This is a genomic window from Methylobacterium terricola (genome assembly GCF_006151805.1).
Taxonomy (GTDB): Bacteria; Pseudomonadota; Alphaproteobacteria; order Rhizobiales; family Beijerinckiaceae; genus Methylobacterium; species Methylobacterium terricola.
This window is the reverse complement of sequence record NZ_VDDA01000017.1, coordinates 12,580-25,330: the sequence shown is the minus strand read 5'-3', so window position 1 is coordinate 25,330 and position 12,751 is coordinate 12,580. Positions and strand designations below refer to the sequence as shown.

Annotated in this window: 11 protein-coding genes and 1 pseudogene; 7 read left to right on the top strand and 5 right to left on the bottom strand. The window is 71.8% G+C overall.

Features of this window, described 5'->3' with window-relative positions; all coding sequences use genetic code 11:
* Positions 1 to 136: 136 nt before the first annotated feature.
* Positions 137 to 1,735 (top strand): gamma-glutamyltransferase family protein, encoded by a 1,599-nt coding sequence (locus FF100_RS26260; protein WP_139038719.1) that lies wholly within the window; start codon positions 137 to 139, stop codon positions 1,733 to 1,735.
* Positions 1,736 to 1,955: 220 nt separating this feature from the next.
* Here FF100_RS26260 and FF100_RS38685 read toward each other — a convergent pair.
* The 4 genes and pseudogenes from FF100_RS38685 to FF100_RS26245 all read right to left on the bottom strand — a co-directional run.
* Positions 1,956 to 2,249 (bottom strand): annotated as a pseudogene (locus tag FF100_RS38685) (DUF6883 domain-containing protein); the annotation flags it as partial.
* Positions 2,218 to 2,517 carry a hypothetical protein gene (locus tag FF100_RS26255; RefSeq protein ID WP_139038718.1) on the bottom strand — a complete coding sequence of 100 codons (300 nt, stop codon included), beginning with the start codon at positions 2,515 to 2,517 and terminating at the stop codon, positions 2,218 to 2,220. The pseudogene FF100_RS38685 and the gene FF100_RS26255, both read right to left, overlap by 32 nt.
* Before the next feature lie 138 nt (positions 2,518 to 2,655).
* Complete coding sequence (locus tag FF100_RS26250) at positions 2,656 to 3,255, bottom strand: ActR/PrrA/RegA family redox response regulator transcription factor (protein WP_139038717.1); 600 nt, start codon at positions 3,253 to 3,255, stop codon at positions 2,656 to 2,658.
* 42 nt (positions 3,256 to 3,297) lie between these two features.
* Complete coding sequence (locus FF100_RS26245) at positions 3,298 to 4,674, bottom strand: ActS/PrrB/RegB family redox-sensitive histidine kinase (protein ID WP_139038716.1); 1,377 nt, start codon at positions 4,672 to 4,674, stop codon at positions 3,298 to 3,300.
* Between the two features lie 352 nt (positions 4,675 to 5,026).
* Between FF100_RS26245 and FF100_RS26240 the strand changes: the two genes are divergently transcribed.
* Together FF100_RS26240 and FF100_RS26235 are read left to right on the top strand one after the other, a co-directional pair.
* Complete coding sequence (locus FF100_RS26240; protein WP_139038715.1) at positions 5,027 to 6,298, top strand: polyhydroxyalkanoate depolymerase; 1,272 nt, start codon at positions 5,027 to 5,029, stop codon at positions 6,296 to 6,298.
* A 155-nt stretch (positions 6,299 to 6,453) separates the two neighbouring features.
* Positions 6,454 to 7,197, top strand: a complete 744-nt coding sequence (locus tag FF100_RS26235) for a M48 family metallopeptidase (RefSeq protein WP_139038714.1) — start codon at positions 6,454 to 6,456, stop codon at positions 7,195 to 7,197.
* A 149-nt stretch (positions 7,198 to 7,346) separates the two neighbouring features.
* Here the strand turns inward: FF100_RS26235 and FF100_RS26230 are convergent, their stop codons facing one another.
* Complete coding sequence (locus FF100_RS26230) at positions 7,347 to 7,712, bottom strand: hypothetical protein (RefSeq protein ID WP_139038713.1); 366 nt, start codon at positions 7,710 to 7,712, stop codon at positions 7,347 to 7,349.
* 245 nt (positions 7,713 to 7,957) lie between these two features.
* Here FF100_RS26230 and FF100_RS26225 point away from each other — a divergent pair, with 245 nt between their 5' ends.
* Genes FF100_RS26225 through FF100_RS26210 form a run of 4 tightly spaced genes read left to right on the top strand, consistent with a single transcriptional unit; the run spans position 7,958 to position 12,706 of the window.
* Positions 7,958 to 8,470 (top strand): invasion associated locus B family protein, encoded by a 513-nt coding sequence (locus FF100_RS26225; protein WP_425463355.1) that lies wholly within the window; start codon positions 7,958 to 7,960, stop codon positions 8,468 to 8,470.
* Positions 8,471 to 8,505: 35 nt separating this feature from the next.
* Positions 8,506 to 9,108 carry a hypothetical protein gene (locus FF100_RS26220; RefSeq protein WP_246102387.1) on the top strand — a complete coding sequence of 201 codons (603 nt, stop codon included), beginning with the start codon at positions 8,506 to 8,508 and terminating at the stop codon, positions 9,106 to 9,108.
* On the top strand, positions 9,105 to 11,090 hold the full coding sequence (locus tag FF100_RS26215) for a glycosyltransferase family 2 protein (protein WP_139038712.1): 1,986 nt from the start codon (positions 9,105 to 9,107) through the stop codon (positions 11,088 to 11,090). The genes FF100_RS26220 and FF100_RS26215 overlap by 4 nt, the downstream gene beginning before the upstream one ends.
* A complete protein-coding gene (locus FF100_RS26210; RefSeq protein WP_139038711.1) occupies positions 11,087 to 12,706 on the top strand; it encodes a glycosyltransferase family 2 protein in 1,620 nt (539 codons plus the stop codon). The genes FF100_RS26215 and FF100_RS26210 overlap by 4 nt, the downstream gene beginning before the upstream one ends.
* Positions 12,707 to 12,751 lie beyond the last annotated feature (45 nt).

Here is a 12,751-nt window from a genome sequence, read left to right as displayed (position 1 = left end):
GGGCGACGGGCGCGCGAGGCGCCTATCGTTTCATGGCTGCGGGGACTAGCCTGAACACCGGGGCCGGCGCAACCGCGCGGGCCCCGCATGACCGCATCGTCACGTGACGTTAAGCCGAGAGTCATCCAAACCCCCGATGCCCGAGACCCCCGTCTTCTCCCGCGCCGCCTGCGCGGCCCCCCACCACCTCGCGGCCGAGGCCGGCCGGGCGATCCTCGAAGAGGGCGGCAACGCCGTCGAGGCGATGCTCGCCATGGCGGCGACGATCGCGGTGGTCTATCCCCACATGAACGGCCTCGGCGGCGACGGCTTCTGGCTGATCCGCGGGCCGAACGGCGTGGTGCGGGCGATCGAGGCGTGCGGACCGGCCGGCAGCCTCGCGACGATCAGGCGCTACCGCGACAAGGGCTACGACGCGATCCCCGAGCGCGGGCCGGATGCGGCGCTCACGGTGGCCGGCGCGGTCGGCGGCTGGGCGCTCGCGCACGCGATCGCCGGTGACCTGGGAGGCCGGCTGCCCCTCGACCTCCTCCTCTCCGACGCGGTCCGGCACGCCCGCGAGGGCGTCGCGGTGTCGCCTTCGGAAGCGCGCTACGTGCCGAAGGAACTCGACACGCTCCACGACCAGCCGGGTTTTCGCGAGACCTTCCTGATCGACGGGATGCCGCCGAAGGCCGGCACCAGGCGGGCGCTGCCGGCCCTCGCCGCGACCCTGGAGCAGCTCGGCCATGCCGGGCTCGACGACTTCTACCGCGGCGATATCGGCCGCGAGATCGCCGCCGACCTCGAACGGGCCGGCAGCCCGGTCACCCGCGGCGACATCGAGCGCTACCGGGCCGTCTCGCGGGCGCCTCTGTCACTGAAGCTGTCGGGCGCGACGGTCTACAATTGCCCGCCGCCGAGCCAAGGCCTCGCGGCGCTGCTGATCCTCGGTCTCTACGAGCGTCTCGGCACCATCCGACCCGAGACGGCAGCGCATTACCACGGCCTGATCGAGGCGACGAAGCGCGCTTTCCGGATCCGCGACGCCGTCGTCACCGATTTCGACCGCCTGCGCCACGACCCCGCGAGTTTTCTCACGCCCGGGCGCCTGGAGGCGGAGGCCGCGGCGATCCGGATGGACCGCGCCTCGCCGTATCCCGTCCGCCCGGTCGGCGACGGGGACACGGTGTGGATGGGGGCGATCGATGCGAGCGGCGTCGCGGTCTCCTACATCCAGTCGGTCTACTGGGAATTCGGCTCGGGCCTCGTCCTGCCGCGCACCGGCCTCGCGTGGCAGAATCGGGGCCTCGCCTTCTCCCTCGATCCGAAGGCGGTCAATCCGCTGGAACCGGGGCGGCGGCCGTTCCACACCCTCAACCCGGCTTTGGCGGTGCTGGCCGACGGGCGGGTGCTGGCCTACGGCAGCATGGGCGGCGACGGGCAGCCGCAATTCCAGGCCCAGGTCTTCACCCGCTACGCGTCGTACGGGATGGGCGTGGCCGAGGCGGTCGACGCGCCGCGCTTCCTGTTCGGACGCACCTGGGGCGCCGAATCGATGAGCGTGAAGGTCGAGGATCGGTTCGAATCGTCCTGCATCGCGGCCTTGTCGCGGATGGGACACGAGGTCGAGGAGCTGGGCGGGTCGTACATCGATTCGCTGGGCCATGCCGGGCTGCTGGTGCGCCATCCCGGCAACGGGCGAGTCGAGGCGACGCACGATCCACGGTCGGATGGCGGGGCGGCGGGGGTGTGATACCCTCACGCCTTGGCATCGACACGTCGATGCCAAGGCGTCCGGCGCATCGGCGCCGGCGCCCGTTCGGGCTTGCCTTGCGCCTTCGAACGGATCCGTTCGAAGGCGCGACGATATGAGACGCCGGGTACCGCCGTACCGCCCCTGGAACAGGGCGAGCCCGGATCAGAATGGGTAGGCGGTGATGAGCCGTCCGATCGGGTCCCGTCGGCAGAACTTGCCAGACGGACCTCACCCTGCCGGTGAGGCCTGCCGGCGCGTTGAGCGGCCCTTCGAAGGCATACCGTACGTCGTAAGCTGTGATCTTCGGTGGCTGTGCGACGCTGCTCGACAGTATGGGATGTTCGAGCAGTGCGGCCGCTAGGAGATCCGGCGCCGATGCATCGAACCCGTAGCTTGCGAAATATCGTGCTTTGGGTCCGCCGCTTGGATGAAGCGAGTTTAGAAGATAGCCGGAGATCTTACGCGTATCGATCGCGAAACTAGTGGGAGACGCTGGATGTGAGATCGGCACGTGTCGCCTCCGGCACAGGCGTCAAGTTTCCCAGCTCGATCGTCGCGAAGACCGGGATTGGGTGGCCCGTCTCCGAGAGCCTCTGGCTGCCGAACTCGACCAAGTACGCCGCGCCGTCGCCGAGGACGGACAAGACGGTTCCGCGCGAGCCCTGCCGAATGGTTTCTCCTTCGTCCCCTTCGACGTCCGTGCGGACTTCGACCTGATCGAGTTCGTGAATCAGTGAAGATCCGGCGGGGAGAGCGGTGTAGGCGAGGTGCGTAGCCACGGCGACGTTCCCGGGGTTCGACGAGGGGCGAGGCGAGGGTAATCCGCGCATTGCGTCACGGACAAGCGTCGGGTGCCCGGAATAGGAAGGGCCCGGCACCTCGCGGCACCGGGCCCTCCTCGACCCCATTCCACGGCCTCAGCGCGGAGCACGCTTGGCCAGGATGCGCTGCAACGTACGCCGGTGCATGTTGAGCCGGCGCGCCGTCTCCGAGACGTTGCGGCCGCACAACTCGTAGACGCGCTGGATGTGCTCCCAGCGCACCCGGTCGGCCGACATCGGGTTCTCCGGCGGGTCGGCGCGTTCGCCGGGCTCGGCCATCAGGGTGCCGTGGATCTCGTCGGCATCGGCGGGCTTCGCCAGGTAGTCGAAGGCGCCGAGCTTCACGGCGGTCACCGCGGTGGCGATGTTGCCGTAGCCGGTCAGGATCACGCCGCGGGCCTCGGGCCGGCGTTCCTTCAGGCGGGCGATCACGTCGAGGCCGTTGCCGTCGCCGAGCCGCATGTCGATCACCGCGAAGGCCGGCGGCTGCGCGTCGACGGCCGAGACGCCCTCGGCGACGCTTTCCGCCACGTGCACCTTGTAGCCGCGTGCCTCCATGGCCCGGGCGAGGCGGGTCGAGAACGGCTTGTCGTCATCCACGATCAGCAGGCTGCGGTCGGCATGGTTGAGGAGGGCGTCGCCCTCCGGGATGGTGCCGGCCGAGGCCTCCGGGCTGAGTGTTCCGTACTGCGTCATCAAACGACGCTCCTCCAGCTTTCAATCAGCAGTTTCAGAGCGTTATATAGGAACGTCGCGGGCCTGCGTCAGGGGTGCGCCGCCGCCCGTACCCGGGTTTCGGTGGCCTTTCGCCTCCCTCTCGAAAACGTGACGTGGCCAAACGATTCGCACCACCGCGCCGGTCGAGGGATCGACCGCATTGGCGAGGTTCAGCTGGGCGCCGGAGCGCTCGATCAGCGTCTTGGCGATGAACAGGCCGAGGCCGAGCCCGGTCCCGCCCTCCGGTCCGGCCTTCGTCGCGCTGCGGGTGCTGACATAGGGCTCGCCGACCCGCAGCAGCACCTCCGGGGCGAAGCCCGGCCCGTCGTCGCGGATCTCGAGCGAGACCCGCTCGGGTCCCCAGCGCGCCTCGATCGAGACGCAGCTCTCGGCGAAGTCGATCGCGTTGTCGACGATGTTGCCGAGGCCGAACATGACCCCGGGATTGCGCCGGCAGGCCGGCTCCGGTCCGTCGCCCTTCGTCGTCACGTCGAGGATGATGCCGAGGGCGCGCTGGGGCGCCACCAGTTCCTCGACGAGGTGGCTGAGCGAGATTGTCTCGATGAAGCCGCCCTGGTCGGCGTCGAGCGAGGTGAGCTTGGCGAGGATGCCGCGGCAGCGCTCGACCTGGTCGCGCAGGAGCGCCAGATCCTCGGCGACGCTCGGGCTCGCCGAGGGGCCGAGCTGGCGGTCGAGTTCCTTGGCCACCACCGTGATGGTGGCCAGCGGCGTGCCGAGCTCGTGGGCCGCCGCCGCCGCCAGCCCGTCGAGCTGCGACAGGTGCTGCTCGCGGGCGAGCACCAGCTCGGTCGCGGCGAGCGCCTGGGCGAGCTGGCGCGCCTCCTCGGCCACGCGCCAGGCGTAAACTCCCGTAAAGGCGGTTCCGAGCAGGATCGCGGTCCAGACGCCCGACACGTACAGGAACGGCAGTTCGAGCGTCTGGCCGGCGAACCACGGCAGCGGCCGGTAGACCAGGGCGAGCAGCGTCGAGAGGCCGACCGCGAGGAGGCCGAGCGCCAGAGTCCGGGCCGGGGGGAGGGCGGTGGCGGAGATCAGGACCGGGGCGAGGAACAGGAGCGCGAACGGGTTCTGCAGGCCCCCGGTGAGGAAGAGCAGGGCGGCGAGCTGGATGATGTCGAAGGCGAGCAGCAACGCCGCGGCGTCGTCGCTGAGCCGGTGGCTCGCCGGGTAGCGGATCCGGAGGGTGAGGTTGAGCCAGGACGAGGCGGCGATGACCAGGAAGCACCAGCCGAACGGCAGCGGCAGACCGAGCCCGAGATGGGCCCCGGCCACCGCGGCGCCCTGGCCGGCCACCGCCAGCCAGCGCAGGCGTACCAGGGTGTCGAGGCGCAGGTGGCGGGCATCGCGCGCCAGATCGGGCTGCTGGGTGTCGAACATGGCCGAGACCATAGTGCGGCGCCGCCCGCCGCCCAGGGCGACATGTCCGCAAAACCCGGGGCGGCCCCGGCTGCCGCAACCCTCCTGGGATCAGGGCGTTGTCATCGTCCGTGCAAGCGCGGGGCCGGGCGCGATGCGGCATCGTTGGCCGGCCCGTCGCGCCGGCTTTCCGAAAAACCGGAATGCTCGCGGGGGTTGAGGCAAAAAGGGCACAGTTCCACCATTTGACAGCTTGGTTTTCCGCAAGTGTTGCCCTTCAATACCGATACTCTATTGTTCGACTCCCTGTTGGGTCGGGCGTCTCCTGGCGGCGGGTGCGCACGTCGCTGGGTCAATCGTGGACGGTGGCGTCATGGATCTCTCGTATTTTTGGTATGAAGCAGCGCACTGGATGCTGACGCCGGCCCGGGTCGCCGCCGACGCCACGCAGCTTGCGTTCAAGAACCCCGCCAACCCGATGACCTACACGCCGTACGGCCGGACCGTGACGGCGGCGTGCGAGATGTTCGAGCGCACCACGCGGCGCTACGGCAAGCCGGCCTTCAACCTGCCGACGACCGTCGTCGAGGGCGTGACGACCGACGTGACCGAGCGGATCGTGTGGTCGAAGCCGTTCTGCCAGGTGATCAAGTTCGAGCGCGACCTGAAGCGGCCGACGGCCCAGGCCCAGCCGAAGGTGCTGGTGGTGGCGCCGATGTCGGGCCACTACGCCACGCTCCTGCGCGGCACCGTCGAGGCTTTGCTGCCGGCCCACGAGGTGATGATCACCGACTGGATCGACGCCCGCATGGTCCCGCTCGAGGCCGGCCGCTTCGACCTCGACAGCTACATCGATTACCTGATCGAGATGTTCCAGGCCTTCGGACCGGACCTGCACGTGATCGCGGTCTGCCAGCCCTCGGTGCCGGTCTTCGCCGCCGTCGCCCGGATGGAGGCCGAGGGCATGGCCGGCGTGCCGACCTCGATGACCCTGATGGGCGGGCCGATCGATACCCGCCGCTCGCCGACGGCAGTGAACTGCCTTGCCGCCGAGCGCGGCTCGGAGTGGTTCAAGCGCAACTGCATCACCGTGGTGCCGCCGGGCTATCCCGGCACCTGGCGCGAGGTCTATCCCGGCTTCTTCCAGCTCTCCGGCTTCATGGGCATGAACCTCGACCGCCACCTGACGGCGCATTGGGACATGTTCAAGCACCTCGTCCGCCATGACGGCGACTCGGCGGAGAAGCACCGCGAATTCTACGACGAGTACCTGTCGGTGATGGATCTGACGGCGGAGTTCTACCTCCAGACCGTCAATACCGTGTTCGTCGAGCACGCCTTGCCGAAGGGCACGATGCGCCACCACGGCGCGCCCGTCGACCCGACGGCCATCCGCCACTGCGCCATCATGGCGGTGGAGGGCGAGAACGACGACATCTCGGGCGTCGGCCAGACCCTGGCGGCCCTCGACCTGACGACCAGCCTGCCCGCCGAGCGCAAGCTGTATCACCTGCAGAAGGGCGTCGGCCATTACGGCGTCTTCAACGGCTCGCGCTTCCGCGCCCACATCGCGCCGCGCATCTCCGCTTTCATGCACGAGATGCAGGGGACGCAGGCCGTCGCCGATCTGCGCGAGGCGTCCTGATCTGTTCGAGCCGTCGCCGCCCCCGCGGCGCCGGCTCTTCCTGAGCGGCGATGTCGCCGATCCCCGTTCTCCGCGCCTGGATCGGGCGGCTTCTCGGCCTCGCGCAGCGATCCGGGACGCTGACAGGCGCGGGGTCTCCCGGGTACAAAGGTGGCATGCGAGTCGCGCTCCTGCGCCGGTCGGCGCCCGAACCCACCCACGTCACCGTCATCCATGCCGGCACCTGCTACCCGGTCGCCGTCCGCCGTCGTTCAGCCGCCCGGCGCATCACCCTGCGGGTATCGAGCGCCACCGGCGAGATCGTCCTGACCCTGCCGGAGCGCACCGATCTCGGTGCGGCGCAGCGTTTCGCCGATTCGCACGGCCAATGGATCGCCGCCCGCGTGGCGAAGCTGCCCGAGCGGGTCGCCTTCGTGCCGGGCGCGGTCGTGCCGCTGCGCGGCGTCCCCCACCGCATCCTGCACTGGTCGACGGTCTCTGGCGCCACCACCGCGACGGAAGCCGCCGGTGGGACGCCGGTGATCGCTGTATCCTGCGGCCTGCCGCATGTCGGGCGCCGGGTGCGCGACTTCCTCGAGGCCGAGGCACGCCGGGACTTGGCCGCCGCGGTGACCCGCCATGCCGGCGCGATCGGCCGGGCGCCGAAGCGCCTGACCATCCGCGACACCCGCAGCCGCTGGGGCTCGTGCTCGGCCGCCGGCCAGCTCAACTTCTCCTGGCGTCTGATCATGGCGCCGCCATCGGTGCTCGACTATCTCGCCGCCCACGAGGTCGCGCATCTCGCCGAGATGAACCACTCGGACCGGTTCTGGCGCGTCGTTGCCGGGCTCTACCCGGATTACGAGGAGCCTGAGGCCTGGCTGAAGCGGCACGGCACCGAGCTGCACCGCTACGGTTGAGGAGCGGGCCCGCGCTCGCTCCGCCGGCCGTCCGCGGTCAATAGCCGTGACCGGCCGACGTCAAGCCCGCTCCGCATTCCGGGCTCCGCTTCGCGGCCCCGGAACGACGAGCCGGACCCTCTTTACCGGCGGATTTCCCGCAAGGGTTTCTACCCCTTCGTGCGCACCACCACGACGCGCTCCGCCGGCCAGGCCGGGCGCGGATCGACGTGGCCCGGATACAGGGTGCGGGGGGCGATGCTGTCGCAGTTCTCGCGCTGGCGCAGGATGATCTCGCCGTTCTCGCCCCGGCGCCGGACGACGCCGCCGTCGCGGCAGAAGCCGGCGATCTCGGCCGAGCGCGAGGCCCGGCGCCCGCGCGGGTTGCGGGCCACCGGCGGGTGCTCGACCGTCAGCGTCGCATCGTGGTTGAGCGAGCGCTCGATGTAGGTCGTCTCGTCGACCGGCAGCGGCTCAGCGAGGGTGGGAGCGGCGGTCAGCAGCAGGAGGGCGAGGGAGGGGGCGGCGCGTCTCATCGGGGGCGGCTCTCGCGGGGAGGGGAGGGCGGATCGGGCAATTATGAACCGCGAACCGTGTGAAACCACTAACAACTGCCGGCTGCGGCGGCCATACAGCTAAGCCCGCATTCCGGCACGGGTTCCCGCCCGCCGGAGGATCCGGCGGGGGCCTCGGCTTGACAGCATCCCGGCCCCGTGGTCGGAACGCCCCCGGACCGGCATGCGGCCGGGGCAGCGGAGCGGTGAGCGGCGTGGAAGACAGCTTGCAACGGATCGGACGCCGGGTGCGGGCCGCCAGCCTCGGGCTCGCGCTCGCGTTCGGCCTGCCGGCCTCCGGCGCCCTGGCGCAGGGCGCGGTGAAGCAGACCTTCGACGACTGGCAGCTGCGCTGCGAGACGCCGGCCGGCGCCAAGGCCGAGCAATGCGCCCTGGTGCAGTACGTCGCCGCCGAGGACCGGCCGAACCTCTCGCTGGTGGTCATCGTGCTGAAGACCGCCGACAACCGCGGCACGCTGCTGCGGGTGGTGGCGCCGCTCGGCGTCCTCCTGCCCTCCGGCCTCGGCCTCAAGGTCGACCAGGCGGAGATCGGCCGCACCTCGTTCGTGCGCTGCCTGTCCACCGGCTGCGTCGCCGAGGTGGTGATGGACGACAAGCTCATCAACCAGCTCAAGTCCGGCCAGCAGGCCACCTTCATCGTCTTCCAGACGCCCGAGGAGGGGGTGGGCATCCCGCTCTCCCTCAAGGGGTTCAAGGACGGCTTCGACAGCCTGAAGTGACCGGAGACCGGGAGAGCATGGTGCGGGAGAGGATCGTGACGGCTCGTTGTCTCGTAGGCCTCGCCGCGGCGACGGCGATGCTCGCCGGCCCCGCGCTGGCCCAGAGTGCCGCCCAGCCGGACGAGGGCAATCCCCTCGCCAACATCTTCAAGTATGGCGGCACCACCAAGCCGCCCGAGGCGCCGCCGAACCTCGACGACGTCTATTGCCCGACCATCGACGTCACCGAGGGCGGCTCTTCCCTGCAGACCATGGCCGGCGGCACGGTGCGCACGCAGATCCGCCTCGGCCAGCTGAGTCGGGCGTGCCGGCCGGCGGAGGGGGGCAGCACGGTCGTCACCGTCGGCGTGCAGGGCATGGTCCTGCTCGGGCCCGGCGGCGCTCCCGGCCGGTTTACCGCTCCTGTCGTCGTCACGCTGAAGGCCGGCAGCCAGGTCATCGGCCGGCGCAGCCATCAGGCCGTGGCGACGATTCCCGCCGGCCAGGCCAGCGGCAGCTTCACGGTGGTGGAGAACGGCTTCGTCGTGCCGGCCGCCCAGGCGAAGGATTTCGAGATCGAGGTCGGTCTCGGCAGCCCGTCGAAGCCCGCCCGGGCGCCGCGGCGCAAGCCTGCCGCCGCCGCCCCGGCCGACGGGTGAGCCCGGCGCCCGGCGCCTGCCGCATCGCCCCCCGGGCGGACGACCCGGACTTCACCCGCGAGCTGATCCCCGCCCGGCCGACAGGGGGGCGGTGGCTCGCCCTCGATTACGCCCTCGACCGTTTCGCCGATCCGGTGCGGCCGCTGCTGCGCTTCGTCAGGACCGACGGCACCCACGAGGACGCGGTGCTGCCCGGGCCGGTGCTCGGGCGCGCCGCCTGGCTCGGGCCGGTGCCGCCCGGCACGCGGCACATCCTGCTCGCCGCCCCGGCGGAGGGGTTCCGGATCGAGACGGCCCGGCTCCTCTCCCGCGCGGTGGTGCTCGCGATCGCAGCGCGCCGCCGGCCGGACAAGCTCCCCGTCGCGCTCTATCAATGGCTGCGCCGCGATGTGCGCCGCCTGCGCAACACCCTGCGCATCGCCGTGGGCGTGCGGCCCCTCGCGCAGTACCCGGCCTGGAAGGCCGAGCGCGTCCGGCCCTTCGAGCCCGCCCTCGACCGGGAGCCGGCCGGACCGCTGCCGCGTCTCGGTCTGATCCTCGAGGCGGCGCCGGACGAGGCGGAAGCGGTGCGCCGCACCGTCAAAGCGCTGCTGGCGCAGGGCCATCGCGACTGGCGCCTGTCGCTGCTCTGGCGTGGCCCGGCTCCCGCCGGCCTTCCTCCCGATCCACGGATCGGCGACGGCGCAAGGCCCGACGGCGCCGCGATTGGCCACCTGCGCCCCGGCGACGTGCTGGCCCCCGACGCCCTGACCCATCTCGCCGCCGCCTTCGCGGGGCGGGAGCCCGCCGATATCGCCTATGCCGACAGCGAGACCGAGACGCGGGACGGCCTGCGCCCCTGCTTCAAGCCGGGCTGGAGCCCGGACCTCGCTCTGACGACGCTCTATCCGGGCCGGCCGCTCCTGGTCTCGACGGCGCTCGCCGCCCGCGCCGGCTGGGAGCCGGAGCAGGGTGCCCGGGCGCTTCTCCTCGCCGCGACCCTCGCCGGCCCGTCGCGCGTCCGTCGCATTCCCCGCATCCTGTGCCGCACGGCGACCGAGACGCCGGATCCCGACGGCCATGCGGCTGACCTCGCCGCCGCCCTGGACCGGGCCGGCTCGCCGGCCACGATGGTGCGGACCGGCGACGTGCTCGATCTCGACTGGCCGCTGCCCGAGCCGCTGCCGCTCGTCTCGATCGTCATCCCGACCCGCGACCGGCCGGATCTGTTGCGGGTGGCGGTGCGAGGCGTCCTGCACGACACCGCCTATCCGTCCCTCGAACTCGTCATCGTCGATAACGGCTCGACCGATCCGGAGGTCGCGGCGCTCTATGCCGAGTGGGAATCCGATCCGCGGGTGCGCCGCCTCGACCGGCCCGGCCCGTTCAACTTCTCGCGCCTCGTCAATGACGGCGTAGCGGCGAGCCGCGGCGATGTCCTGGTGCTCCTCAACAACGACGTCGAGGTGCTGCACCCGGACTGGCTCGCCGCCCTCGTCCGCCAGGCCCTGCGGCCGGAGGTCGGCGCCGTCGGGGCCAAGCTCCTGTTCGGCAACGGCCGGATCCAGCATGCCGGCGTCGTGGTCGGGCTCGGCGGCCGGGCCGGGCACATCCTGCGCAATCGGCCGGCCGACACGCCGGGCCATCTCGGCCGCCTCACCGTGGCGCACGAGGTCGCGGGCGTCACCGCCGCCTGCCTGGCGGTGACGCGGGTGAAGTTCGAGGCGGTCGGCGGCCTCGATGCCGAGGCCTTCCCGATCGACTTCAACGACATCGATCTCTGCCTGCGCCTCGGCGCCCGGGGCTGGCATGCGGTCTGGACCCCGCGGGCGGTGCTCGCCCACCACGAATCGGTCAGCCGCGGCCCGAGCGTCGGCCCGGCGCGGGCGCGGTTCGAGGCCGAGGGCGACTGCTTCGCGGCGCGCTGGCGGGAGGTGATCCGGAACGACCCGTATTACCACCCGGCCTTCGCGGTCACGACCTTCGGGGAGGAGCTGGAATGAGGCTGCCGCCTCACCCGGCCTTCGATCTCCTGCGTTTTGCCGAGGGCCAGCCCGGCCCCGCCCGGCGCTGGCTCATCCGCCTGCTCCTCGCGGCACAGCGCCCCGGCGAGGCGTGGGGCGTCCTGCGTGCGGCGCTCGCCGGCAAGCGTGTGCGGGCCCGCGACCGGGCCGCGATTCTCTGGGGCGCCCGCCACGCCCTGGCTGTCCCACCGCTTCCGACCGGTGCGCCCGAGACCGTACCGGGCCTGTGCGTCGCCACCCCGGCGGCGATCCGGGGCGGAGCCGCCGCATCGGCGTCGCTCGTGGTGCTCACGGCGCCCGGCCACCGGCTGCATCCCGGCGCGGCGACGGCCATCGCCGAGGCCTTCGCGGCCGATTCCGGCCTCGCCGCCCTCTACGGCGACGCCCTCGTGCTCGGGCCGGGAGGAAGGCCGCTGCTGCCGGTCCTGCGCCCGGCCTTCGACCCGGACTACCTGCTCTCTGCCGATTACATCGGCCCGGTCGTGGCGGTCCGGCGCCCGGTGCTCGACCGGCTCGGGCTCGACCCGTCCCTGCCCGGCACCGAGGCGGCCGACCTGCTCCTTCGGCTCGCGGGGGAGAATGCCGATGCGGTGCGCCACCTGCCGCGCCCGCTCTCGACCTGGGCGCCGTTCGCGGCGGCGCCGTCCGAGGACTGGGCCCGCGCGCGCCGGAATCTCGCCGAGCGACACCTCGCCGGCGCCGGCCATGTCGACGGGACGGGCGTCCTCTCCCTGCGTCGCGCCATCCCCGCGCCGCCTCTCGCCACGATCATCATCCCGACCCGCGACCGGGTCGAATTGCTGCGCGCCTGCATCGCGAGCATCCGCGCCCACACCGAGTGGCCGTCCCTCGACATCATCGTCTGCGACAACGACAGCCGCCATCCGCGCACGCTGGCTTATCTCAAGCACCTTCGCGACGAGGGCGTCCGGGTTCTGCCATCTCCTGGCCCGTTCAACTTCGCGGCGATGAACAATCGGGCGGCGGCCGAGGCGCGCGGCGGGCTCCTCGTGTTCGTCAACAACGACGTGGTGGCGTTCCAGGCGGATTGGCTGCGCCGGATGGCCGAGGAGGCGTTGCGACCGGATGTCGGCGCGGTCGGCGCGAAGCTTCTCGACGAGCGCGAGCGGATCCAGCATGGCGGCATCGTGCTCGGCACCGGCGGCCTCGTCACCCACGCCCACCGTCACTTTCCCGGCGCGGCGCCGGGCTACCTCGCCTCGTTGCAGGCGACGCACCGGGTTTCGGCCGTCACGGCGGCCTGCCTGGCGGTGGAGGCCCAGAAATTCCGGGCGGTCGGCGGCTTCGACGAGGCGGCCTTCGCGGTCGATTTCAACGACGTCGACCTCTGCCTGCGGCTGGAGGCGGCGGGCTACCGGACCCTGATGGTGCCCGGTGCCGTCTTGTACCACCACGAGGCGGCGAGCCGGCGCTGGACTCCGGAGGCGCGCGTGCGTCACGAGGACGAGGTGGCGCGCTTGCGGGCGCGCTGGGGCGCGCGGCTGGAGAACGATCCCTGGTATCACCCGGCCTTCGATCCGCGGGCGGGGACGTATGTGCGGCTTCGGGATTGGGCGGGAGCGGGGCTGCGGTGAGCCCGTCGACCTGCCACGGGTCCTGGCACCCTCCGGGTCATCGCA